This is a genomic window from Klebsiella sp. V115_8, from assembly GCF_029967715.1.
Taxonomy (GTDB): Bacteria; Pseudomonadota; Gammaproteobacteria; order Enterobacterales; family Enterobacteriaceae; genus Klebsiella; species Klebsiella quasipneumoniae.
Genome location: NZ_JASCAR010000025.1, coordinates 1 through 21,962, shown reverse-complemented (window position 1 = coordinate 21,962; position 21,962 = coordinate 1). Strand labels below are relative to the sequence as shown.

Here is a 21,962-nt window from a genome sequence, read left to right as displayed (position 1 = left end):
GACAAAGTCATATTATGCCATTTTTTGTCGCTGATTTCGCCTGATATTGGCTATCAGTCATATTCGCGCCATAATCACTGTTTTTAACCGTCAATGGTGGGGAATACCATGGAGATTCGCGTTTTTCGCCAGCAGGATTTCGAAGAGGTTGTGACGCTGTGGGAGCGTTGCGATCTGCTGCGTCCCTGGAACGATCCGGAGATGGATATTGAGCGCAAGCTGAATCACGATGTCAGCCTGTTTCTGGTGGCGGAAGTGAACGGCGAAGTCGTCGGTACGGTGATGGGCGGATATGACGGCCATCGCGGGTCGGCCTACTATCTGGGCGTCCATCCTGAATATCGCGGTCGGGGGATCGCGAACGCGCTGCTCAACCGTCTGGAGAAAAAGCTGATTGCTCGCGGCTGCCCGAAAATCAATATTATGGTCCGCGAGGACAACGACGTGGTGCAGGGGATGTACGAGCGGCTGGGCTATGAGTACGCCGATGTCCTGACCCTGGGCAAACGCCTGATTGAAGATGAAGAATACTGAGTTTATCCCCGCCGATTTTGATGCCCATGGCCGTCTGCGTCTGCCTTTCCTTTTCTGGTGCGTGCTGTTGTTACAGGCCCGCACCTGGGTGCTGTTCTTGATGGCCGGCGCGTCGCGTCAGCAGGGCGACGCGATTCTTAATCTGTTCTATCCCGATCACGACCGCTTCTGGCTCGGTCTACTCCCCGGCGTGCCGGCGGTGCTGGCCTTTCTGCTTAGCGGCTATCGTCAGCGCCTACCGCGCCTTTGGCGGGCGATGCGCTGGCTGTTGGTGTTATCGCAAGTGCTGCTGTTGCTGTGGCAGCCGATGCTATGGCTGAGCGGCGAATCTCCCTCCTCGCTGACCATCGGACTGCTGGCGGCGGATGGTTATGCCCTGTGGTGGCTGGCGACCAGCCGTCGCCTCGGCGCCTGTTTTCGCCAGACCACCTTTTAATGGCACTTTTTGCCGATCGTGAACTCCAACATGCGTTGAATGACTCAGAAAGGATTGTGATATGAAATCGCTACGTGTAATGCTCTGCGCGCTTCCGCTGGCGCTGACCGGCTGCTCAACGATGAGCGCGGTCAACTGGTCGGCGGCCTATCCGTGGAACTGGTTTGGTTCTTCCACCGAGGTGACCGAGCAGGGGGTGGGGAAACTGACGGCGTCCACGCCGCTCAACGAACAGGCCATTAGCGATGCGCTGGGGAGCGACTACCGTTTGCGCAGCGGAATGAAGACCGATAAGGGGAATATCGTCCACTACTTTGAAGCGCTGAAAGACAACAGCGTGGCGCTGACCATCAATGGCGACAACGGCGCCATCAGCCGGATTGACGTCCGCGATGCCGAAATCAAAACCGCCAGCGGCGTGAAAATCGGCACACCGTTCAGCGACCTGTACAGCAAAGCCTTCGGCAACTGCCAGAAAGGCAGCAATGACAATGGCGTGGTCGTCGAGTGTCAGGCCGAGGGGAGCCAGCATATCAGTTACGCCTTCACCGGTCACTGGAGCGGCCCGGACGAGCTGATGCCCTCCGACGATACGCTGAAAAACTGGAAGGTCAGCAAAATTATCTGGCGTCGCTAAATTGATCTGAAGAGACACGATGGCCCTGAAAAACGGTTACAATGGCGCGTTAGCAACGCGACAGCGTTGTAGTTGCATCATTTCAGGAGGAGCGATGTCTCAGGTTCAGAGCGGCATTTTGCCGGAACATTGCCGCGCGGCGATTTGGATTGAAGCCAATATCAAAGGGGACGTTAACGCCCTGCGCGAAGCGAGCAAAAATTTTGTCGATAACGTGGCCACCTTCCAGGCTAAATTCCCCGACGCTAAACTCGGTGCGGTGGTGGCGTTCGGCAATACCGTCTGGCGTCAGCTGAGCGGCGGCGAAGGGGCGGAGGAGTTAAAAGATTTTCCGGTCTACGGCAAAGGGCTGGCGCCATCCACCCAGTATGACCTGCTGATTCATATTTTATCCGCCCGCCATGAAGTGAACTTCTCGGTGGCGCAGGCCGCGCTGGCCGCCTTTGGCGACGCTATCGAGGTGAAAGAAGAGATCCACGGCTTCCGCTGGGTGGAAGAGCGTGACCTCAGCGGCTTCGTCGACGGCACCGAAAACCCGGCGGGGGAAGAAACCCGTCGTGAAGTGGCGGTGATCAAAGACGGCGTGGACGCGGGCGGCAGCTACGTATTCGTCCAGCGCTGGGAGCATAATCTCAAACAGCTGAACCGCATGAGCGTGCCGGATCAGGAGATGATGATTGGCCGCACCAAGAATGCCAACGAAGAGATCGATGGCGACGCACGTCCGGTCACGTCTCACCTGAGCCGCGTTGACTTAAAAGAAGATGGCAAAGGGCTGAAAATCGTCCGCCAGAGCCTGCCGTATGGCACCGCCAGCGGTACCCATGGCCTCTATTTTTGCGCCTACTGCGCGCGTCTGTACAACATCGAGCAGCAGCTGCTGAGCATGTTCGGCGATACCGACGGCAAACGCGACGCGATGCTGCGCTTCACCAAACCGGTGACCGGCGGCTATTACTTCGCGCCGTCCCTGGAGCGTATTCAGGCGCTGTAATGCTTTCCCCTCACCCTAACCCTCTCCCTGAGGGAGAGCGCCGGGGTGAGGGGGAGAGTTCCTCGAGCGTGCGCAGGATCACCTGCAGCACGCCGGTTTCGTTCCGGTCATACTTGTTATTCCAGAAGCGTAAAACGGTCCAGCCCTGCTGCTTAAGCCATGTTGTGCGCCGGGCATCGTATTCAGTCCGGCTGTCATGCTGGCCGCCGGCGAGCTCAATCACCAGGCAAAATCTTGAATATAGGGTCCAGCGGGATGCTGGCGGCGAAACTTGTAGCTGGCAAAACGGCGATCGCGCAGCTGGTGCCACAGGCGGCGCTCCTGCGGCGTCAGGTGGCGGCGCAACTGCCGGGCGTCATTTGTGCTGTTTTCCATTAACAAAGTGTGCCACGCTGTTCGCCCCTCGTCCGATTTCATCACCTTATTTGCCAGCCGCTTTCAGCTAAGCTTTGCCAGGTGCTTATTCCCTTTTCGACTTCCAAATCGCCAAACGGTATATAAAACCGTTACTCCTTTCGCACCCGTTATAAATATGATGATCATCAGTAAATGATCATTTTTGATAAGGGTGCGCAATGGCCGTTAAATCACTGAAAAAAGGATATCTGGCGCTGGCGGCTTCCATGCTGCTGGTGGCGCAGGCGCAGGCGACGGAGCTGCTGAACAGCTCCTATGATGTCTCCCGCGAGCTGTTTGCCGCCCTTAACCCGCCTTTTGAGCAGCAGTGGGCGAAGGACAATGGCGGGGACAAGCTGACCATCAAGCAGTCGCATGCTGGCTCGTCCAAGCAGGCGCTGGCGATCCTGCAGGGCCTGAAGGCGGACGTGGTGACCTACAACCAGGTGACGGACGTGCAGATCCTGCATGACAAAGGCAACCTGATCCCGGCCGACTGGCAAAGCCGCCTGCCGAACAACAGCTCGCCGTTCTATTCGACGATGGGCTTCCTGGTGCGCAAAGGCAACCCGAAAAACATTCATGACTGGAATGACCTGGTCCGCTCTGACGTTAAGCTGATCTTCCCGAACCCGAAAACCTCGGGCAACGCGCGGTATACCTACCTGGCGGCCTGGGGCGCGGCGGATAAAGCCGACGGCGGCGATAAAGCCAAAACCGAACAGTTTATGACCCAGTTCCTGAAGAACGTCGAAGTCTTCGACACCGGCGGACGCGGGGCGACCACCACCTTCGCCGAGCGCGGCCTGGGCGATGTGCTGATCAGCTTCGAGTCGGAAGTGAACAATATTCGCAAGCAGTATGAGGCGCAGGGATTTGAAGTGGTGATCCCGAAAACCAACATTCTGGCGGAGTTCCCGGTGGCCTGGGTGGATAAAAACGTCAAAGCCAACGGCACGGAAAAGGCGGCGAAGGCCTACCTGAACTGGCTCTACAGTCCGCAGGCGCAGACCATCATTACCGACTACTACTATCGGGTAAACAACCCGAAAGTGATGGATTCGCTGAAGGATAAATTCCCGCAGACCGAACTGTTCCGCGTGGAGGAAAAGTTTGGATCCTGGCCTGAGGTGATGAAAACCCACTTCGCCAGCGGCGGCGAACTGGACAAACTGCTGGCGGCGGGGCGTAAGTAATGTTTGCTGTGTCGTCCAAGCGCGTGCTGCCGGGCTTTACCCTGAGCCTCGGCACCAGCCTGCTGTTTGTCTGTCTGATTTTGTTATTACCGCTCAGCGCGCTGGTGATGCAGCTGGCGCAGATGAGCTGGGCGCAGTACTGGGATGTGATCACCAACCCGCAGGTGGTGGCGGCCTATAAGGTGACGCTGCTGTCGGCGTTCGTGGCCTCGATTTTTAACGGCGTCTTCGGCCTGCTGATGGCGTGGATCCTTACCCGCTATCGTTTTCCGGGCCGCACGCTGCTGGATGCCTTAATGGATCTGCCGTTTGCGCTGCCGACGGCGGTGGCCGGCCTGACCCTGGCTTCGCTGTTTTCGGTTAACGGCATTTACGGGGAATGGCTGGCGAAGTTCGATATTAAAGTGACCTATACCTGGCTCGGTATCGCCGTGGCGATGGCGTTCACCAGCATCCCCTTCGTGGTACGTACCGTGCAGCCGGTGCTGGAAGAGCTGGGACCGGAATATGAAGAAGCAGCGGAAACGCTGGGCGCTACGCGCTGGCAGAGCTTCCGCAAGGTGGTGCTGCCGGAGCTGTCGCCAGCGCTGCTGGCGGGCATTGCCCTGTCGTTTACCCGCAGCCTCGGCGAATTTGGCGCGGTGATTTTTATCGCCGGCAACATCGCGTGGAAGACGGAAGTGACGTCGCTGATGATCTTTATTCGACTGCAGGAGTTTGACTATCCGGCGGCGAGCGCCATCGCCTCGGTGATCCTGGCCGCCTCACTGCTGCTGCTGTTTTCCATCAATACCCTGCAGAGTCGCTTTGGTCGACGCGTGGTAGGTCACTAATGGCGGAAGTTACTCAATTGAAACGCTACGACGCGCCCCGCATCAACTGGGGAAAATGGTTTCTGATTGGCGTCGGGATGCTGGTCTCCGCCTTCATCCTCGTGGTGCCGATGCTTTACATCTTTATCCAGGCCTTCAGCAAAGGGTTAATGCCGGTGCTGGAAAACCTGGCCAATCCGGACATGCTCCACGCCATCTGGCTGACGGTGATGATCGCCTTGATTACCGTGCCGGTGAACCTGGTGTTTGGGACCTTGCTGGCCTGGCTGGTCACGCGCTTTACGTTCCCGGGACGCCAGCTGCTATTGACGATGCTGGATATCCCGTTCGCTGTCTCGCCGGTGGTAGCCGGTCTGGTTTATCTGCTGTTCTACGGCTCTAACGGTCCGCTGGGCGGCTGGCTTGATGCGCATAACCTGCAAATCATGTTCGCCTGGCCGGGCATGGTGCTGGCGACGATCTTTGTCACCTGTCCGTTTGTGGTGCGTGAGCTGGTGCCGGTGATGATGAGTCAGGGCAGTCATGAAGATGAGGCGGCGGTCTTGCTGGGCGCTTCCGGCTGGCAGATGTTCCGCCGGGTGACGCTGCCCAATATTCGCTGGGCGCTGCTGTACGGCGTGGTGTTGACCAACGCCCGCGCCATCGGCGAATTCGGCGCGGTATCGGTGGTCTCCGGTTCGATCCGCGGAGAAACGCTGTCGCTGCCGCTGCAAATTGAATTACTGGAGCAGGATTACAACACCGTCGGCTCGTTTACCGCCGCGGCCCTGCTGACGTTAATGGCTATTCTGACCCTGTTTTTAAAGAGTATGTTGCAATGGCGTCTGGCCAATCAGGAAAAACGCGCGCAACAGGAGGGAAATCATGAGCATTGAGATTGCCAATATTAAGAAATCGTTTGGTCGCACCCAGGTGCTGAATGATATCTCGCTGGATATCCCTTCCGGACAAATGGTTGCGCTGCTGGGGCCTTCCGGCTCCGGGAAAACGACCCTGCTGCGGATTATCGCCGGGCTGGAGCATCAGACCAGCGGTCATATCCGCTTCCACGGTACCGACGTCAGCCGGATGCACGCCCGCGACCGTAAAGTGGGCTTCGTCTTCCAGCACTATGCGCTGTTCCGCCATATGACCGTGTTCGATAACATCGCCTTTGGCCTGACCGTGCTGCCGCGCCGCGAACGACCCAACGCCGCGGCGATTAAAGCCAAAGTGACCAAACTGCTGGAGATGGTGCAACTGGCTCACCTGGCGGATCGCTATCCGGCGCAGCTGTCCGGTGGTCAGAAACAGCGCGTGGCGCTGGCGCGCGCCCTGGCGGTAGAGCCGCAAATTCTGCTGCTGGATGAACCTTTCGGCGCGCTGGATGCGCAGGTGCGTAAAGAGCTGCGCCGCTGGCTGCGTCAGCTGCATGAAGAGCTGAAATTTACCAGCGTGTTCGTCACCCACGATCAGGAAGAGGCGATGGAAGTTGCCGACCGGGTGGTGGTGATGAGCCAGGGCAACATCGAACAGGCCGATGCGCCTGAACGCGTGTGGCGTGAGCCGTCGACCCGCTTCGTGCTGGAGTTCATGGGGGAAGTGAATCGCCTGCAGGGGGTTATCCGCGGCGGACAGTTCCACGTTGGCGCTCACCGCTGGCCGTTAGGCTATACCCCGGCATACCAGGGGCCGGTGGATCTGTTCCTGCGTCCGTGGGAAGTGGACATCAGCCGCCGAACCAGCCTGGATTCGCCGCTGCCGGTGCAGGTCCTGGAGGCCAGCCCGAAAGGTCACTACACCCAATTAGTCGTCCAGCCTCTGGGGTGGTATGACGAACCGCTGAGCGTGGTGTTAACGGGCGATGAGGCGCCGTCCCGCGGCGAACGGCTGTTCGTCGGGCTGCAAAACGCGCGCCTGTACAACGGTACCGAGCGTATCGAGCCGCGCGGCGAGCTTGCTCTGGCGCAGTCGGCCTGATAGCTTAAATCCATGTGCTTTTGCCGGGTGACGCTGTGCTTACCCGGTCTGGAATTATCACGCGTCTGGTAGGCCGGGTAAGCGAAGCGCCGCCCGGCTTTTTTATTGAGTAAAAATCGTGAATACACTCGAACACACCATCGGCAACACCCCTCTGGTCAGGCTTCAGCGTCTGGGGCCGGACAATGGCAGCGAAATCTGGGTCAAACTTGAAGGCAATAATCCAGCCGGTTCGGTGAAAGATCGCGCTGCGCTGTCGATGATCGTTGAAGCGGAAAAGCGGGGCGAAATTCAGCCCGGCGACGTGCTAATTGAAGCGACCAGCGGCAACACCGGTATCGCGCTGGCGATGATCGCCGCGCTGAAAGGCTACCGGATGAAGCTGCTGATGCCCGACAACATGAGCCAGGAGCGCCGGGCCGCGATGCGCGCCTATGGCGCCGAGCTGATCCTGGTCACCAAAGAGCAGGGGATGGAGGGGGCCCGCGACCTGGCCCTGGAGATGGCTCAGCGCGGGGAGGGCAAACTGCTCGATCAGTTCAACAACCCGGACAACCCCTACGCCCACTACACTACCACCGGGCCGGAAATCTGGCAGCAGACCGCGGGGCGTATCACCCACTTTGTCTCCAGTATGGGGACCACCGGCACCATTACCGGCGTGTCACGTTTTCTGCGCGAACAGAGTAAACCGGTGACCATTGTCGGCCTGCAGCCGGAGGAGGGCAGCAGTATTCCCGGGATACGCCGCTGGCCGGCAGAGTATATGCCGGGGATCTTTAACGCTTCGCTGGTGGATGCGGTGCTGGATATTCATCAGCAGGATGCCGAGAACACCATGCGTCAGCTGGCGGTACAGGAAGGCATTTTCTGCGGCGTCAGCTCTGGCGGCGCGGTAGCCGGGGCGTTACGTATCGCTCGCGAAAACCCAGGCGCGGTGGTGGTGGCGATCGTCTGCGATCGCGGCGATCGCTACCTCTCCACCGGCGTGTTCGGCGAGGAACACTTTAGCCAGGGAGCGGGTATTTAATCATCGAGCAGGTCGGTGCCGTAGGAGTTATCGACGGTGCACAGCCAGCGCTCGCCCTGCTTCTGAAAGACATAGGTTGCGCGTCGCGTAACCTGTGTTATCCCCTGTGCCGTCGGGATATCCAGCCGGGTCTCCATAATCACCAGCGCATTGCCGCCGCCCTCGATGACCTCCATTTTCCCCTGAGTCACGATCAGCCGGTGCTGGAAATAGTCGGCAATGGCGATAAACGCTTTGCGGATATTCTCTTTCCCTCTGACCACCATGCCCGGTTTGACGACCAGCGCGGCGTCTTCCGCGTAATAGCCCATCAGGGTATCGTAATCTTCCTGCGAGATAGCGCGGTCGCAGGCCTCAATGACTGTTTTTAGCGTCAGGTCAATGTGATGCATCTCTGGTGCTCCTTATTGTGAGCGATTTGTCAGCCACCGAGAGCGTTGTATCCGTCTCGACGTTCCGGTCATGCAGGTAAGACTACGCCTGTTTTCGTTTAATTTTTCAGTAATTTGTCGACAGCTGCCATCCCTCCCCGATGCGTTCGGCGCACTGCCTGCGTCAGGGGGCGTCTAACACCTGGGCTATATCGGCCGCCAGGCGGGCAATTTCAGCATCGCTCAGGCGACCCAGCGACAGGCGTAGCCCGTGGGAGGGCGTACGGATGCCAAACACCTCCCCCTCGCGGACCAGCCAGCCGGCGCGGGCCAGGCGTAAGGCGTAGGGTTGGCTCGCCGTTGGCAGCGGCAGCCAGAAATTGAGGCCATCGCCAGGCGCAGCATGACTGTCGCCGTGCCGGGCCAGCGCTGCCGCCAGTTTCTCATTCTGTTGCCGATAGTGACGGCGGGTCTCCGTCATCGAGGCGATAAACGCCTTATCGGTGAGACAGGCCAGCGTCAGATCCTGCAGCAGATGGCTGACCCACTGGCTGCCGGCGTTAAGCCGCAGGCGCAGCGCGGAGGAGGTGTCGACATCGCTGGCGATAAAAGCCAGCCGCAGGTCTGGCCCGAGGGTTTTTGACATCGAACGCACCACCGCCCAGCATTGGGTGCTCGCTGGCAGAGGAGAAAACCAGGGCGTGGCCGACAGCAGGGCAAAATGGTCATCGACGATCGCCAGTACCTGCGGATAGCGGGCCAGCACCTCCCGCAGGGCATGCGCCCGGGTTTCCGTCAGGCTACAGCCGGTAGGATTGTGCGCGCGCGGGGTCAAGATCACCGCCCGCGCGCCGTTGCGTAACGCCTCCTCCAGCCCGTCTGGATCCATCCCCTCGGCATCCACCGCCACCGGGCAGGGGGTAAAGCCAGCGTAACGCACCATATTGATGCTGCTGAGAAAACAGGGATCTTCAACCACCACGCCGTCGCCGGGGAGCAGCAAGGCGCACAGCAGACGCTCCAGCGCGTCAATCGCCCCGCTGGCGAGATTCAGGGCAAAGGGAACGGTTATCTCCCTGGCAAACCATGCCTCAGCCCATTCTCCTAGCCGCGGCTCGATGGGGGCATCGCCATACAGGCGGGGCGTGCGGGCAATTTGGCCCAGATAGCGTGGTAAATCAGGCAGCCTGGCGGGGTCCGGATTGCCGCTGGAAAGATCGTTCAGCGGCGTCGTGGGGTCACCGCCTTCCAGCGCCGGCAGCGGATCCCGTGCTTTGATAGCTGTGCCGTTCCGTCCCTGGCTGACGGCCAGCCCGGAGGTGACCAGCCGTTTATAGGCGGCGGCGACGGTATTGCGATTCACCGAAAGCTGGCTGGCGAGCTCGCGGACCGGCGGCAGAACCTCTCCGGGCTGCAAGCCACCGCTCTGCACCAGATGGCGGATATGATCGAAGATATCGCTGGCGGTTTTTCCGGCAAACATTATTGACCTATGACAAAATGAAATTTAGCATAGGACGAATCATAATCAGTGCGTGACCCGCTGTCCAGCGGGGGGAGAAAAGATGGGCCAGCAAGATGACATACAATCAGTGCTCTTTCACGACAAAAGCCGGGCGTCGGAAGTCGATATCGTCGCCGTGCAGTCGCAGGTAGTCTACGGCAGCGTCGGGAACAGCATCGCGGTACCGGCGATTAAACAGCACGGTCTGCGCGTGCTGGCGGTGCCGACGGTGCTGTTCAGCAATACGCCCCATTATGAGACGTTCTATGGCGGCATTATCCCGGAGGAGTGGTTTGTCGGGTACCTGCAGGCGCTGGAGGAGCGTGACGCGTTGCGCGAACTGCGTGCGGTGACCACCGGTTATATGGGCAACGCCGTGCAAATTGAACGTCTGGCGCAGTGGCTGACGCGGGTCCGCGACCGCCATCCCGATCTCTGTATTCTGGTGGATCCGGTGATTGGCGATGTCGACAGCGGCATCTACGTCAAGGCCGAGATCCCGGACGCCTATCGTCAGCACCTGCTGCCGCTGGCGCAAGGGATCACCCCTAATCTGTTTGAGCTGGAGACGCTGAGCGGCCAGCGCTGTCGCAATCAGCCGGAGGCGGTCGCCGCGGCGCGTAGCCTGCTGTCGGACAGCCTCAAATGGGTGGTGATCACCAGCGCGCCGGGAGAGGCTGATTCGACGATCAATGTGCTGGTGGTGACGGCCGATGCGGTGGAGGTGGTGGTTCACCCGCGGGTGGAGACGGATTTAAAGGGTACCGGCGATCTGTTCTGCGCCGAGCTGGTGAGCGGGTTGCTTTCCGGCCTGGCGCTGGGGGCTGCGACGGAGGCAGCCGCCCAGCGCGTGCTGGAGGTGATGAACTGGACAGCCGCGCAGGGATGTGACGAACTGATCCTGCCGCCGCTGGAGAAACAGAGATGAAAAGCTATCGGTTAGTGATCCGTCAGCAGGGACGCATTGTTGGTCATTTTGATACTTCAGGGGAGGCGGCGCTGGAGGATGCCTGCGTGGCGCGGTCGCTGTTCGGCCTGGCCGGTGGATATCAGTGTGAACTGCTGGTCTCTGACAGCGAGCGGCGAATTCTGGAGAGCACTCCGGAAGGATTGCGTATCTTATCCCGCGAAAAATGCTATCAGCCGGTGACCCACGCGATATAAAAAAATGGCGCCGAAAGGCGCCATTTTTATGCAGCAGATATTACTTCTTGATGCGGATTACCGGGGTTTCACCCACGGTCACGCTACCGGACAGTTTGATCAGCTCTTTGATCTCGTCCATGTTGGAGATAACCACCGGAGTCAGGGTCGACTTGGCTTTCTCTTCCAGCAGCGGCAGATCGAATTCGATAACCGGGTCGCCGACTTTCACGCGCTGGCCTTCTTCAGCGATACGCTTGAAGCCTTCGCCTTTCAGTTCAACGGTATCAATACCGAAGTGAACGAACAGCTCGATGCCGCTATCAGATTCAATAGAGAACGCATGGTTGGTTTCGAAAATTTTACCAATGGTACCGTCTACCGGCGCGACCATTTTGTTGCCGGTCGGTTTGATGGCAATCCCATCGCCCACAATTTTTTCCGCAAAAACCACATCCGGCACGTCTTCAATGTTAACGATCTCACCGGAGAGGGGAGCAACAATCTCAATAGTTCCGGTGTCTTTCTTGTCATCAGAAACCAGAGATTTCAATTTATCAAACAAACCCATGATCTTCTCCTAAGCAGTAATTTGGGCCGCGCATCTCGTGGATTAGCAGATTGTTTTTTCTTCAATGAACTTGTTAACCAGCGTCATTAACTCGTCCGTTGTCGGTTGAGCAAGAGCCTGCTCTGCTAATACTTTCGCATCTTCGAAGTTCGTGTTACGAATAATCTTCTTGATGCGCGGGATGGAAATGGCGCTCATAGAGAATTCGTCCAGCCCCATACCCAGCAACAGAAGTGTAGCACGTTCATCGCCCGCAAGCTCACCGCACATGCCAGTCCATTTACCTTCAGCGTGAGAAGCATCAATAACTTGCTTAATCAGATTCAGTACAGACGGTGACATCGGCTGGTAAAGATGTGAAATCATATCATTACCACGGTCAACTGCCAGAGTATATTGCGTTAAATCATTGGTGCCGATACTAAAGAAATCAACTTCTTTGGCCAGATGACGAGCAATGGTCGCCGCAGCCGGTGTTTCCACCATCACGCCGATCTCAATGGATTCGTCAAATGCTTTACCTTCGTCACGCAGTTCCTGTTTGTAGATTTCGATCTCTTTCTTCAGCGCACGCACTTCTTCAACAGAGATGATCATCGGGAACATAATGCGCAGCTTACCGAAAGCGGAGGCACGCAGGATGGCGCGAACCTGATCGCGGAGGATCTCTTTACGATCCATCGCGATACGCACAGCACGCCAGCCGAGGAACGGGTTCTCTTCTTTCGGGAAGTTCATGTACGGCAGCTCTTTGTCGCCGCCGATGTCCATGGTACGCACGATAACGGCCTGAGAGCCACAGGCTTCAGCCACCGCTTTATAAGCCGCAAACTGCTCTTCTTCGGTTGGCAGCGCGTCGCGATCCATGAACAGGAATTCAGTACGATACAGGCCTACGCCTTCGGCGCCGTTGCGCTCAGCACCTTCGACGTCGCGAACGGTACCGATGTTGGCGCACACTTCAACCTGATGGCCGTCGAGAGTAATCGCCGGCAGATCTTTCAGTTTCGCCAGTTCGGCTTTTTCTTCCGCAACCTGAGCCTGCAGATTACGCAGCGCTTCAATTTGCTCGTTAGACGGGTTGATCAGAACCTGGTTGTTCACCGCGTCGAGAATCAGATAGTCGCCGTTTTTCACCTGCGCCGTGATGCTGCCGGTGCCCACGATGGCCGGCAGTTCGAGGGAACGCGCCATGATGGAGGTGTGGGAGGTACGGCCGCCCGCGTCGGTGATGAAACCCAGCACTTTTTTCAGGTTCAGCTGTGCGGTTTCTGACGGGGTCAGATCGGCGGCGACGAGAATGACTTCATCCTGAATCGCGCTCAGATCGATGATGGCCAGACCAAGGATGTTGCGCAGCAGGCGCTTACCGATATCACGTACGTCAGCCGCACGTTCTTTCAGGTATTCATCGTCCAGCTCTTCCAGGGCAGTGGCCTGACCGTCGATAACCTCATTGGCTGCCGCGTCGGCAGTCATATGCTTATCTTTAATCAGGGCTATGATTTCCTGCTCAAGCTCCTCATCTTCCAGCAGCATAATATGCCCTTCGAAGATGGCTTCTTTTTCTTCACCGAAAGTTTCACCAGCTTTGGTTTTGATGACCTCCAGCTGGGCGGAGGCCTTGGCGCGGCCGCTCAGGAAACGTTCGACTTCCTGATCAACCTTATCGGCAGAAATTTTCTTCCGGTCGATGACAATTTCATCTTCCTTCAGCAGCAGTGCTTTGCCGAAGGCGATACCCGGGGATGCTAAAATGCCTGAAATCATAACCCTACCTTACTTGTGACTGATATGAAAAAGAACCCGTGAACTTACTCGAGTTCAGCCATCAGTTTAACCAGATGCTCAACCGCTTTCTGTTCATCTTCGCCTTCCGCGGAGAGGGTTACTACGGTGCCCTGGGTCAGGCCCAGAGTCTGCAGTTTGAACAGGCTTTTGGCGCTGGCGCTTTTGCCGTTGGAGGTTACAGTGATCTCAGAAGTGAAGCCTTTAGCTTCTTTAACAAACTGAGCAGCAGGGCGGGTGTGCAGACCGTTCGGAGCGGTAATGGTAACTTCTTGCTGGAACATTATATTTCCCCAACTTATAGGTTTAGTGTTGTGGACCTAAAGTCTAGTCTAACGACTCGACTTTAGCCTGTATTGTTAGCGCCGGCGTTACGTTTCCGGCCTTGGCGTCGGCAGCGCCTGGCGCTGCGAAGACCTGCGGGCCATTGACGTCTAGCACGTCATTAAACATTATGCCGCGAAAGGAAGACTTGAACCAAATCATAAAATCGATTCAGCTGGCGGAAATCCTCTTCTGAATAATTTCGCGCATCAAAATAAATGTGCTGGTTAAATACCAGACCCTACGAGGTGAATCAATGCCAGGAGGGGTAAAACTTTGACGTATGCCACAAAAAAGCACCTGAAAAGGTGCTTTTTTACACATTATTTACAAGCTGGCACTACTGTTGCAGTTCTTTCTCGGTGAAGAGATCGGCAAACAGCGCGGTGCTTAAATAACGCTCACCCGAGGAAGGCAGGATAACCACAATATTCTTATTGGTAAAGGCTTCATCTTCCTGCAGCTTCAGCGCCGCGGCAACGGCGGCCCCGGAAGAGATACCCGCGAGGATGCCTTCTTCTTCCATCAGGCGGCGTGCCGTGGAGATCGCTTCATCATTGGTAATGCCGATCACTTTGTCCACCAGCTTCAGATCCAGGTTACCAGGAATGAAGCCGGCGCCGATGCCCTGAATTTTGTGCGGGCCCGGCTTGAGCTCTTCACCCGCCAGCGCCTGGGAGATAACCGGCGAATCGGTCGGTTCAACCGCGACAGTGAACAGATCTTTTTTGCCCTTGGTGTTTTTAATGTAGCGGCTGACGCCGGTCAGCGTACCGCCGGTACCTACGCCGGAGATGAAGACATCCACCTGACCGTCGGTGTCTTCCCAGATTTCCGGACCGGTGGTCTTTTCGTGGATTTCCGGGTTAGCCGGGTTGCTGAACTGCTGCAGCAACAGGAATTTTTCCGGGTTGCTGGCGACAATCTCTTCCGCTTTCTGAATGGCGCCTTTCATGCCTTTGGCGCCTTCGGTCAGCACCAGGTTGGCGCCCAGCGCTTTCAGAAGCTTACGACGCTCGATGCTCATGGTTTCCGGCATGGTTAGCGTTAGCTTGTAGCCGCGAGCCGCCGCCACGTAGGCGAGGGCGATACCGGTGTTGCCGCTGGTCGGTTCGACCAGTTCCACGCCAGGTTTCAGCACGCCGCGCTTTTCAGCATCCCAGATCATATTGGCGCCGATACGGCATTTTACGCTAAAGCTCGGGTTACGAGATTCTACCTTTGCCAGGATACGGCCGTTACCAATGCGGTTCAGTCGTACCAGCGGCGTATGACCGATAGTCAGGGAGTTGTCTTCAAAAATCTTACTCATGGCCCGTCCTTAACTGTATGAAATTTGGGGGTACGGCATCAGCATACCCGCTTAAAGAATATGCGGAAGTAAGGATTTAGCATATCTATATGCGGAAGGGAAATAATGATGATCAAGAAGGAATAAGTGAGATATAAGGAGCGGCTCTCGCCGCTCCAGGGGAGGTGCTGCTGTTACTTCCAGCTGGCGTGTCTGTCGCGATAGCAATCGACCCACATGGCGGTGGCGCCGCAGATAGCCACCGGGAGGATCACCAGGTTTAACACCGGGATCATGGTGAACAGGCTGGTGAGCGCGCCAAACTGCATATTCATCACCTTGCGGCTGCGCAGCGCTTCGCGCATGGTCCTGAAGGGGACCTTGTGGTTATCGAAGGGGTAATCGCAGTATTGAATCGCCAGCATCCATGCGCTGAACAGGAACCAGAGTACCGGGGCCACCGTCTGGCCAACGCCGGGTATAAAGTAGAGCAGCAACAGCACGATGGCGCGGGGCAGGTACCAGGCCAGCTTCTGCCACTCACGCTTCATGATGCGCGGAATATCCTTCATGATGCCAAAGACGCCGACGTCCGGCGGGGTGGCGCCAGTCAGACGCGCTTCCAGCTGTTCCGCCAGCAGGCCGCTGAACGGGGCGGCAATCCAGTTGGCAATAGTAGAAAAGAAATAGCCAAACACCAGCAGGATCGACAGCACCACCACCGGCCACAGCAGGTAATTTAGCCATTGCAGCCAGTCAGGCACATGGCTCATCAGCGAAGGGATCCAGCTGTCGAGACGGGTAAACAGCCACCAGAAAGCACCGCCCATCAGCAGCACGTTAACCAGTAAAGGCAGGAAGACATAACGACGTATGCCCGGCAGCCTGATGAGTTTCCAGCCCTGCGAAAAGTAGTATACGCCGCTACGCGGGGTCGGTGCGGATGATGAAACCATAGCCAGGCATTGCTCCTTTTTGAACATCCAGTGTGAATGCTCGCTTATTTTATCGGGTCGTCAGACAATAACCAGTTAGGAAATGTTCGAAAAAACAGCAAAAAGCACGATTTAGTTCATCTTTATGTGGTGAAAGCGACCGACGCACTTGCACTTGAGGTAATCGGCAAATACTCTTAGTGAGTAAATGTTTGCCGTGGTGGCAAGGTGTTAGAACAACAGAGAATATAATGATGCAGGATTTGCGTCTGATATTAATCATTGTTGGCGCGATCGCCATAATCGCTTTACTGGTACATGGTTTCTGGACCAGCCGTAAAGAACGTTCTTCGATGTTTCGCGATCGCCCACTGAAACGTATGAAGTCGCGCGACGATGAGTCGGAAAACGACGACTTTGATGATAATGTTGAAGGCGTAGGTGAAGTCCGCGTTCATCCGGTGACTCACGCTCCGCACGGCGCGCATGGGGAGCATGAAGCCCCTCGTCAGGCGCCGCAGCACCAGTACCAGCCGCCTTACGAGCGCCAGATGCAGCAGCCTGTGCGTCCTGAGGAACCGGTTCGTCAGGCGCCGCCGCGCCAGGCCCCGGCACAACCGCAGGGACAACCGTCTGCGCCGCATGCGGCTCCGCAGCCTGGCTGGCAACAGCCGCAACCCGCGCAGCCGCCCGCGCAGCCGCAACACCAGCCGCAACCTGCTGTGCAACAGCCTGTCGCGCCGCAGCCGGTGACCCCGACCGTCGCCCAGCCGCAGCCGGCCGCTCCGCAGCAGCCTGCGTCCCAGCCTGTTGCCGCGCCGCAGCCCGCGGTTGCTGAACCGCAGCCGACAGAGCAGCAGCAGCCTGCAGCGCCCCAGCCGAAAGAGCGTAAAGAGACGGTCATCGTGATGAACGTTGCCGCGCACCATGGCGCGCAGCTTAACGGCGAGGTGCTTATCAATAGCATCCAGCAGGCCGGGTTCAAGTTTGGTGAAATGAATATTTTCCACCGCCATCTGAGCCCGGACGGCAGCGGCCCGGTACTGTTCAGCCTGGCCAACATGGTGAAGCCGGGGACCTTCAATCCGGACAGCATGGCGGATATGATGACCCCTGGGGTGACTATCTTTATGCAAGTCCCTTCCTACGGTGATGAACTGCAGAACTTCAAGCTGATGCTGCAGTCTGCGCAGTATATCGCCGATGAAGTGGGCGGCGTGGTGCTTGACGATCAGCGTCGCATGATGACGCCGCAAAAACTGCGTGAATACCAGGATCGTATTCGCGAAGTGAAAGACGCGAACGCCTGACGTCGCGCGTTATCTCAACTCCTTCTCAACCCCCGCCTGTCGGGGGTTTTTTATCATTGATGGTGTGATATGGAACCGATCGAACAACAACTGACTGAACTGCGAACCACGCTTCGCCATCATGAATACCTGTACCACGTTATGGACGCACCGGAAGTGCCCGATGCGGAGTATGACCGGCTGATGCGCGAGCTGCGCGAGCTGGAGAGACAGCATCCGGAGCTGATTACCCCGGATTCACCGACTCAGCGCGTGGGGGCGGCGCCGCTGACCGCCTTCAGCCAGATCCGCCATGAAGTGCCGATGCTGTCGCTGGACAACGTGTTTGACGAAGAGAGCTTTCTGGCCTTCAACAAGCGGGTGCAGGATCGCCTGAAAAGCACTGACCCTCTCATCTACTGCTGCGAGCTGAAGCTCGACGGCCTCGCGGTGAGCATTCTCTACGAAAACGGCGTGCTGGTGCAGGCGGCGACCCGCGGCGACGGCACCACCGGCGAGGATATTACCTCTAACGTGCGAACCATTCGCACCATCCCGCTCAGGCTGCATGGCGATAATATTCCCGCACGCCTGGAAGTGCGCGGGGAAGTGTTCCTCCCGCAGGCCGGGTTCGAAAAAATCAATGAAGAAGCTCGACGCACCGGCGGAAAAGTGTTTGCTAACCCGCGCAATGCGGCGGCGGGCTCGTTGCGCCAGCTGGATCCGCGCATCACCGCGAAGCGACCGCTTACTTTCTTCTGCTACGGCGTTGGGGTGCTGGAGGGCGGTGAGCTGCCGGCCAGCCACTCGGCCCGTTTACAGCAGTTTAAAGCATGGGGATTATCGGTGAGCGATCGCGTCACCCTATGTCATACCCCCGAGGAAGTGCTCACTTACTATCGTAAAGTCGAGGAAGATCGTCCCCATCTGGGCTTTGACATTGATGGCGTGGTGATCAAAGTCGATTCGCTGGCGCTGCAGGAGCAGTTAGGTTTCGTGGCCCGCGCGCCGCGCTGGGCCGTGGCCTTTAAGTTCCCCGCCCAGGAGCAGATGACTTTCGTCCGGGACGTGGAGTTCCAGGTGGGCCGCACCGGGGCGATTACGCCGGTGGCGCGCCTGGAGCCGGTCCATGTCGCCGGCGTGCTGGTGAGTAATGCCACGTTGCATAATGCCGATGAGATCGAACGCTTAGGCTTGAAAATCGGCGACAAGGTGGTGATTCGCCGGGCAGGCGACGTGATCCCTCAGGTGGTCAACGTGGTGCTTTCCGAACGCCCGGCAGATGCCCGGGATGTTGAATTCCCGACCCACTGCCCGGTCTGTCAGTCCGACGTTGAGCGAGTGGAAGGCGAGGCGGTAGCCCGCTGTACCGGCGGCCTTATCTGCGGCGCGCAGCGTAAAGAGTCGCTCAAGCACTTTGTCTCCCGTCGCGCGCTGGACGTTGACGGCATGGGCGACAAGATCATCGACCAGCTGGTGGAGAAAGAGTACGTCCATACCCCGGCGGATCTGTTCCAGCTGACCGCAGGGAAACTGACCGGGCTGGATCGGATGGGGCCGAAGTCCGCGCAAAACGTGGTCAACGCTCTCGAGAAAGCCAAAGAGACAACCTTTGCGCGTTTCCTCTACGCCTTAGGCATTCGCGAGGTAGGAGAAGCGACGGCGGCGGGCCTGGCGGCGCATTTCGGCACCCTCGAGGCCCTGGAGCAGGCTTCCATTGAGGAGCTGCAGAAGGTCCCTGATGTCGGCATTGTGGTCGCCACCCATACCTTCAACTTCTTTGCCGAAGAGAGCAACCGCGATGTCATCGCGCAGCTGCTGACGGAAGGGGTTCACTGGCCGGCGCCGGTGGTGGTGAAGGCGGAAGAGATTGACAGCCCGTTTGCAGGCAAAACCGTCGTCCTGACCGGCAGCCTCAGTCAGCTGTCGCGGGATGACGCCAAAGCGCGTCTGGTGGCGCTGGGGGCGAAGGTGGCGGGCAGCGTATCGAAGAAGACCGATCTGGTGATTGCTGGCGAAGCGGCGGGTTCTAAGCTGGCGAAAGCGCAGGAGCTCGGCATCGAGGTGATTGACGAAGCCGAAATGATGCGTCTGTTGGGAGAATAACGTGGATAAAGCGCAGCTGGTGGAGATCGCCAATACTGAGATGCCGTTCGGTAAATACAAGGGGCGTCGTTTAATCGATGTCCCGGAGGAGTATTTATTGTGGTTCGCGCGCAAGGATCAATTCCCTGCCGGCCATCTCGGCGAGCTGATGGCGCTGACCCTGCTGATTAAAAGCGAGGGGCTGAGCGATCTGGTCCAGCCCCTGAAGAAAGCGCGTTAAGCTTTGGCGGCGTTGGCCTTTTCCTGAGCGAGACGCGCATCGGTTTGCTGTTTATAGCGCCGCGCCAGCACCGCGCAGACCATCAGCTGGATTTGATGGAAGATCATCAGCGGCAGCACCATGATGCCGAGGATGGAGGTCGGAAAGAGAATATTGGCCATTGGGATGCCGTTGGCCAGGCTCTTTTTCGAACCGCAGAAGACGATGGTAATTTCATCGGCTTTGTTAAAGCCGCAGCGGCGGGCGACGAATACATTGACTGCGATGACGATGGCCAGCAGCACCAGGCTGACCACCACGATAAACAGCAGCGATCCCAGACCCACTTTATGCCAGATGCCGTTCACCACCGCCTCGCTAAAGGCGGAGTAAACCACCAGCAGAATCGAGGTCTGGTCGGTCTTACCAATCCACTTCTTATGCTTCGCCACCCAGTTGCCGATCCACGGCCGCGATAAATGGCCGAGCACGAAAGGCAACAGCAGCTGCAGCATGATCTTTCCGACCTGCTCGAGGCTACCGCCTGCGCCATGAAGGTTCATCAGGGCACCCACCAGCAGCGGTGAAACAAAGATGCCCAACAGGCTGGAGGCCGAGGCTGAGCAGACCGCCGCCGCGACGTTGCCTCCGGCCAGCGAGGTGAAGGCGATGGCGGATTGCACGGTGGCCGGCAGAATGCACAAATAAATAAAGCCGCTGTAGAGCATCGGATCGACCTTCACCGGCGCCCACCAGGCAAACAGGACCCCCAGCACCGGGAAGAGAATAAAGGTGCTGCACATCACCCACAGATGCAAACGCCAGTGGCTGCCGCCGGCGATAATTGCCTCACGGGAGAGTTTGGCGCCGTGCATAAAGAACAGCAGGGCGATGGCGGCGGTGGTCAGATGTTCAAAGAAGGGGACGAAAGCGCCACGGGCCGGGAAGAATGAGGCCAACAGGACAACGGTGACCAGGGTTGCCGTAAACGGATCGAGAATGCGGAAAAGTTTCATAAACGCTCCTGAAAAGAGATGCGTTATTGTGCTTTTTTTGATTTGAGAAATAAAATTGATTTATTGCATCTATTCATGAATAAAAAAGATGAATTACTCTCTGCGTCAGTTAAAAGTATTTGTTACCGTCGCCCGCGCCAGGAGCTTTAGCCGGGCGGGGGAGATGATTGGCTTAAGCCAGTCGGCCGTCAGCCACAGCGTCAAGGAGCTGGAGCATCAGACCGGGGTCCGTCTCCTCGACCGTACCACCCGGGAGGTGGTCCTCACCGAGGCGGGTCAGCAGCTGGCAGGCAGGCTGGAGCGTTTGCTCGATGAGCTGGCGGTGACGCTGCGCGATGCCGGTCGGGTAGGCCAGCAGCTGAGCGGCACCGTCAAGGTTGCCGCCAGTCAGACGATTTCCGCCCACCTTATTCCCCAGTGTATTGCCCACAGCAATCGTCGCTATCCTGATATCGATTTCGTGCTGCACGACCGGCCCCAGCAGTGGGTGCTGGAGAGTATTCGCCAGGGGGAAGTGGATTTCGGCATTGTGATTGACCCTAGCCCGGCGGCGGACCTGCAATGTGAAGTGGTCCTTGCGGAACCTTTTTTGCTGCTCTGCCGGGAGGATCATCCTTTTGCCAGCCTGACTGAAGTGCCATGGCAGGCGCTACAGAATGAGAGACTGATCCTGCAGGACTATGCCTCCGGCAGCCGTCCGCTGATTGATGCGGCTCTCAGCAGGCTGGCTGTCCGGGCAAACATTGTGCAGGAGATTGGCCATCCGGCAACGCTGTTTCCGATGGTGGAGTCGGGAATTGGCATCAGCGTACTGCCGGCGCTGGCGCTGCCGTTACCGCAGGGAAGCCATCTGGCGGTGAAGCGACTCACTCCGATAATGGAGCGGCAGCTGATGCTGGCATGCCGGAAAAATCGCTCGCTGTCGACCGCCGCTCAGGCGTTATGGGAAATCGTGCGAGAAGAAGGGGAGAATCTCACCGCCGCCAGGGTTGAAGATCCGCTGTATCAGCGTTGATAGCGGTTTATCGCCACGGGGAGGCTCGTGGCCAGAGCGTGCGTTCCGCGCATAGCAAAAAGGCGCCTTTAGGGCGCCTTTTTACATTGGTGGGTCGTGCAGGATGACTCGGCTTCGCCTCGCCCTTCGGGCCGTCGCCGCAAGCGGCTCCGTTGTCTCACTGCGTTCGACCCGAACCTGCTGCAGAGACACTCGTCTCATCCTGAGACTCGCCCTGCGGGCCAACGCCGCCGCGTTGTTCAAAATTGTTCCCGACAATTTTGTCGAATCGTTGAGTTCCGCGCATAGCAAAAAGGCGCCTTTAGGGCGCCTTTTTACATTGGTGGGTCGTGCAGGATTCGAACCTGCGACCAATTGATTAAAAGTCAACTGCTCTACCAACTGAGCTAACGACC

At 57.8% G+C, this 21,962-nt stretch carries 23 protein-coding genes, 1 other RNA gene and 1 pseudogene; 15 read left to right on the top strand and 10 right to left on the bottom strand.

The genetic code is table 11. The annotated features are described in order from the left end of the window. The first annotated feature begins 108 nt into the window (after window positions 1–108). The 4 genes from QLG03_RS09710 (at window position 109) to QLG03_RS09695 (ending at window position 2,601) form a co-directional block, all read left to right on the top strand. Window positions 109–534, top strand: coding sequence for a GNAT family acetyltransferase (locus QLG03_RS09710; RefSeq protein ID WP_002913637.1), 426 nt, complete (start codon window positions 109–111; stop codon window positions 532–534). Continuing rightward, window positions 521–970, top strand: coding sequence for a DUF2919 domain-containing protein (locus QLG03_RS09705; protein ID WP_032453690.1), 450 nt, complete (start codon window positions 521–523; stop codon window positions 968–970). Before QLG03_RS09710 ends, QLG03_RS09705 begins: the two co-directional genes overlap by 14 nt. A gap of 61 nt (window positions 971–1,031) precedes the next feature. After that, window positions 1,032–1,607, top strand: a complete 576-nt coding sequence (locus QLG03_RS09700) for an RpoE-regulated lipoprotein (protein ID WP_049013911.1) — start codon at window positions 1,032–1,034, stop codon at window positions 1,605–1,607. Window positions 1,608–1,701: 94 nt separating this feature from the next. Further along, window positions 1,702–2,601 (top strand): Dyp-type peroxidase, encoded by a 900-nt coding sequence (locus QLG03_RS09695; RefSeq protein WP_117129425.1) that lies wholly within the window; start codon window positions 1,702–1,704, stop codon window positions 2,599–2,601. Window positions 2,602–2,611: 10 nt separating this feature from the next. Here QLG03_RS09695 and QLG03_RS09690 read toward each other — a convergent pair. After that, window positions 2,612–2,976 (bottom strand): annotated as a pseudogene (locus QLG03_RS09690) (DUF559 domain-containing protein). A gap of 200 nt (window positions 2,977–3,176) precedes the next feature. Here QLG03_RS09690 and cysP point away from each other — a divergent pair. The 5 genes from cysP (at window position 3,177) to cysM (ending at window position 8,015) form a co-directional block, all read left to right on the top strand. After that, entirely contained in the window at window positions 3,177–4,193 is a 1,017-nt protein-coding gene (cysP, locus tag QLG03_RS09685) for a thiosulfate/sulfate ABC transporter substrate-binding protein CysP (protein ID WP_060590128.1), read from the top strand. Next, window positions 4,193–5,026 (top strand): sulfate/thiosulfate ABC transporter permease CysT, encoded by an 834-nt coding sequence (gene cysT / locus QLG03_RS09680; RefSeq protein WP_002913626.1) that lies wholly within the window; start codon window positions 4,193–4,195, stop codon window positions 5,024–5,026. Before cysP ends, cysT begins: the two co-directional genes overlap by 1 nt. After that, window positions 5,026–5,901 (top strand): sulfate/thiosulfate ABC transporter permease CysW, encoded by an 876-nt coding sequence (gene cysW / locus QLG03_RS09675; protein ID WP_004201990.1) that lies wholly within the window; start codon window positions 5,026–5,028, stop codon window positions 5,899–5,901. Before cysT ends, cysW begins: the two co-directional genes overlap by 1 nt. Beyond that, window positions 5,891–6,985, top strand: a complete 1,095-nt coding sequence (cysA, locus tag QLG03_RS09670; RefSeq protein WP_004201991.1) for a sulfate/thiosulfate ABC transporter ATP-binding protein CysA — start codon at window positions 5,891–5,893, stop codon at window positions 6,983–6,985. Before cysW ends, cysA begins: the two co-directional genes overlap by 11 nt. Window positions 6,986–7,103: 118 nt before the next feature. Beyond that, entirely contained in the window at window positions 7,104–8,015 is a 912-nt protein-coding gene (cysM, locus tag QLG03_RS09665) for a cysteine synthase CysM (protein WP_044524311.1), read from the top strand. Here cysM and QLG03_RS09660 read toward each other — a convergent pair. Together QLG03_RS09660 and ptsJ are read right to left on the bottom strand one after the other, a co-directional pair. Beyond that, window positions 8,012–8,407, bottom strand: a complete 396-nt coding sequence (locus tag QLG03_RS09660; protein ID WP_023290596.1) for a nuclear transport factor 2 family protein — start codon at window positions 8,405–8,407, stop codon at window positions 8,012–8,014. The genes cysM and QLG03_RS09660 overlap by 4 nt on opposite strands. Window positions 8,408–8,570: 163 nt before the next feature. Then, complete coding sequence (gene ptsJ / locus QLG03_RS09655) at window positions 8,571–9,869, bottom strand: transcriptional regulator PtsJ (protein WP_255988964.1); 1,299 nt, start codon at window positions 9,867–9,869, stop codon at window positions 8,571–8,573. An 82-nt stretch (window positions 9,870–9,951) separates the two neighbouring features. Here ptsJ and pdxK point away from each other — a divergent pair, with 82 nt between their 5' ends. Both pdxK and QLG03_RS09645 read left to right on the top strand, forming a co-directional pair. Then, complete coding sequence (gene pdxK, locus QLG03_RS09650; protein WP_023290594.1) at window positions 9,952–10,818, top strand: pyridoxine/pyridoxal/pyridoxamine kinase; 867 nt, start codon at window positions 9,952–9,954, stop codon at window positions 10,816–10,818. Beyond that, the gene (locus tag QLG03_RS09645; RefSeq protein ID WP_044524307.1) at window positions 10,815–11,054 is read left to right on the top strand and encodes a hypothetical protein; all 240 of its coding nucleotides are present in this window, start codon (window positions 10,815–10,817) and stop codon (window positions 11,052–11,054) included. The genes pdxK and QLG03_RS09645 overlap by 4 nt, the downstream gene beginning before the upstream one ends. A gap of 40 nt (window positions 11,055–11,094) precedes the next feature. Here the strand turns inward: QLG03_RS09645 and crr are convergent, their stop codons facing one another. From crr to cysZ, 5 genes are all read right to left on the bottom strand, one after another. Continuing rightward, window positions 11,095–11,604 (bottom strand): PTS glucose transporter subunit IIA, encoded by a 510-nt coding sequence (crr, locus tag QLG03_RS09640; RefSeq protein ID WP_000522253.1) that lies wholly within the window; start codon window positions 11,602–11,604, stop codon window positions 11,095–11,097. A gap of 42 nt (window positions 11,605–11,646) precedes the next feature. Further along, window positions 11,647–13,374: a phosphoenolpyruvate-protein phosphotransferase PtsI gene (gene ptsI / locus QLG03_RS09635; protein ID WP_004201998.1), complete on the bottom strand. Its 1,728-nt coding sequence runs from the start codon at window positions 13,372–13,374 to the stop codon at window positions 11,647–11,649. Window positions 13,375–13,418: 44 nt separating this feature from the next. Continuing rightward, window positions 13,419–13,676 carry a phosphocarrier protein Hpr gene (gene ptsH, locus QLG03_RS09630; RefSeq protein WP_002913505.1) on the bottom strand — a complete coding sequence of 86 codons (258 nt, stop codon included), beginning with the start codon at window positions 13,674–13,676 and terminating at the stop codon, window positions 13,419–13,421. Window positions 13,677–14,056: 380 nt separating this feature from the next. Next, entirely contained in the window at window positions 14,057–15,028 is a 972-nt protein-coding gene (gene cysK / locus QLG03_RS09625; protein ID WP_023290592.1) for a cysteine synthase A, read from the bottom strand. 173 nt (window positions 15,029–15,201) lie between these two features. Beyond that, window positions 15,202–15,963 (bottom strand): sulfate transporter CysZ, encoded by a 762-nt coding sequence (cysZ, locus tag QLG03_RS09620; protein ID WP_023290591.1) that lies wholly within the window; start codon window positions 15,961–15,963, stop codon window positions 15,202–15,204. 230 nt (window positions 15,964–16,193) lie between these two features. Here cysZ and zipA point away from each other — a divergent pair, with 230 nt between their 5' ends. The 3 genes from zipA to QLG03_RS09605 all read left to right on the top strand — a co-directional run bounded on the left by zipA (window position 16,194) and on the right by QLG03_RS09605 (window position 19,557). Then, complete coding sequence (zipA, locus tag QLG03_RS09615; protein WP_072422359.1) at window positions 16,194–17,252, top strand: cell division protein ZipA; 1,059 nt, start codon at window positions 16,194–16,196, stop codon at window positions 17,250–17,252. A gap of 69 nt (window positions 17,253–17,321) precedes the next feature. After that, a complete protein-coding gene (gene ligA, locus QLG03_RS09610; protein ID WP_255988965.1) occupies window positions 17,322–19,337 on the top strand; it encodes an NAD-dependent DNA ligase LigA in 2,016 nt (671 codons plus the stop codon). A 1-nt stretch (window position 19,338) separates the two neighbouring features. Beyond that, complete coding sequence (locus tag QLG03_RS09605; protein WP_004202007.1) at window positions 19,339–19,557, top strand: DUF3820 family protein; 219 nt, start codon at window positions 19,339–19,341, stop codon at window positions 19,555–19,557. Here QLG03_RS09605 and QLG03_RS09600 read toward each other — a convergent pair. After that, window positions 19,554–20,552 (bottom strand): bile acid:sodium symporter family protein, encoded by a 999-nt coding sequence (locus QLG03_RS09600; protein WP_023290588.1) that lies wholly within the window; start codon window positions 20,550–20,552, stop codon window positions 19,554–19,556. The two genes, QLG03_RS09605 and QLG03_RS09600, sit on opposite strands and share 4 nt — an antisense overlap. Before the next feature lie 88 nt (window positions 20,553–20,640). Here QLG03_RS09600 and QLG03_RS09595 point away from each other — a divergent pair, with 88 nt between their 5' ends. Further along, window positions 20,641–21,567, top strand: a complete 927-nt coding sequence (locus QLG03_RS09595) for a LysR family transcriptional regulator (RefSeq protein WP_255988967.1) — start codon at window positions 20,641–20,643, stop codon at window positions 21,565–21,567. An 87-nt stretch (window positions 21,568–21,654) separates the two neighbouring features. Here QLG03_RS09595 and QLG03_RS09590 read toward each other — a convergent pair. Beyond that, window positions 21,655–21,792: non-coding RNA, RtT sRNA (locus QLG03_RS09590), on the bottom strand. Between the last annotated feature and the right edge of the window lie 170 nt (window positions 21,793–21,962).

Bases quoted from the DNA above. Each gene is read 5' to 3' on its own strand.
- QLG03_RS09710 (WP_002913637.1), top strand. From the start codon at position 109: ATGGAGATTCGCGTTTTTCGCCAGCAGGATTTCGAAGAGGTTGTGACG.
- QLG03_RS09705 (WP_032453690.1), top strand. From the start codon at position 521: ATGAAGAATACTGAGTTTATCCCCGCCGATTTTGATGCCCATGGCCGT.
- QLG03_RS09700 (WP_049013911.1), top strand. From the start codon at position 1,032: ATGAAATCGCTACGTGTAATGCTCTGCGCGCTTCCGCTGGCGCTGACC.
- QLG03_RS09695 (WP_117129425.1), top strand. From the start codon at position 1,702: ATGTCTCAGGTTCAGAGCGGCATTTTGCCGGAACATTGCCGCGCGGCG.
- cysP (WP_060590128.1), top strand. From the start codon at position 3,177: ATGGCCGTTAAATCACTGAAAAAAGGATATCTGGCGCTGGCGGCTTCC.
- cysT (WP_002913626.1), top strand. From the start codon at position 4,193: ATGTTTGCTGTGTCGTCCAAGCGCGTGCTGCCGGGCTTTACCCTGAGC.
- cysW (WP_004201990.1), top strand. From the start codon at position 5,026: ATGGCGGAAGTTACTCAATTGAAACGCTACGACGCGCCCCGCATCAAC.
- cysA (WP_004201991.1), top strand. From the start codon at position 5,891: ATGAGCATTGAGATTGCCAATATTAAGAAATCGTTTGGTCGCACCCAG.
- QLG03_RS09660 (WP_023290596.1), bottom strand. From the start codon at position 8,407: ATGCATCACATTGACCTGACGCTAAAAACAGTCATTGAGGCCTGCGAC.
- ptsJ (WP_255988964.1), bottom strand. From the start codon at position 9,869: ATGTTTGCCGGAAAAACCGCCAGCGATATCTTCGATCATATCCGCCAT.
- pdxK (WP_023290594.1), top strand. From the start codon at position 9,952: ATGGGCCAGCAAGATGACATACAATCAGTGCTCTTTCACGACAAAAGC.
- QLG03_RS09645 (WP_044524307.1), top strand. From the start codon at position 10,815: ATGAAAAGCTATCGGTTAGTGATCCGTCAGCAGGGACGCATTGTTGGT.
- crr (WP_000522253.1), bottom strand. From the start codon at position 11,604: ATGGGTTTGTTTGATAAATTGAAATCTCTGGTTTCTGATGACAAGAAA.
- ptsI (WP_004201998.1), bottom strand. From the start codon at position 13,374: ATGATTTCAGGCATTTTAGCATCCCCGGGTATCGCCTTCGGCAAAGCA.
- ptsH (WP_002913505.1), bottom strand. From the start codon at position 13,676: ATGTTCCAGCAAGAAGTTACCATTACCGCTCCGAACGGTCTGCACACC.
- cysK (WP_023290592.1), bottom strand. From the start codon at position 15,028: ATGAGTAAGATTTTTGAAGACAACTCCCTGACTATCGGTCATACGCCG.
- cysZ (WP_023290591.1), bottom strand. From the start codon at position 15,963: ATGGTTTCATCATCCGCACCGACCCCGCGTAGCGGCGTATACTACTTT.
- zipA (WP_072422359.1), top strand. From the start codon at position 16,194: ATGATGCAGGATTTGCGTCTGATATTAATCATTGTTGGCGCGATCGCC.
- ligA (WP_255988965.1), top strand. From the start codon at position 17,322: ATGGAACCGATCGAACAACAACTGACTGAACTGCGAACCACGCTTCGC.
- QLG03_RS09600 (WP_023290588.1), bottom strand. From the start codon at position 20,552: ATGAAACTTTTCCGCATTCTCGATCCGTTTACGGCAACCCTGGTCACC.
- QLG03_RS09595 (WP_255988967.1), top strand. From the start codon at position 20,641: ATGAATTACTCTCTGCGTCAGTTAAAAGTATTTGTTACCGTCGCCCGC.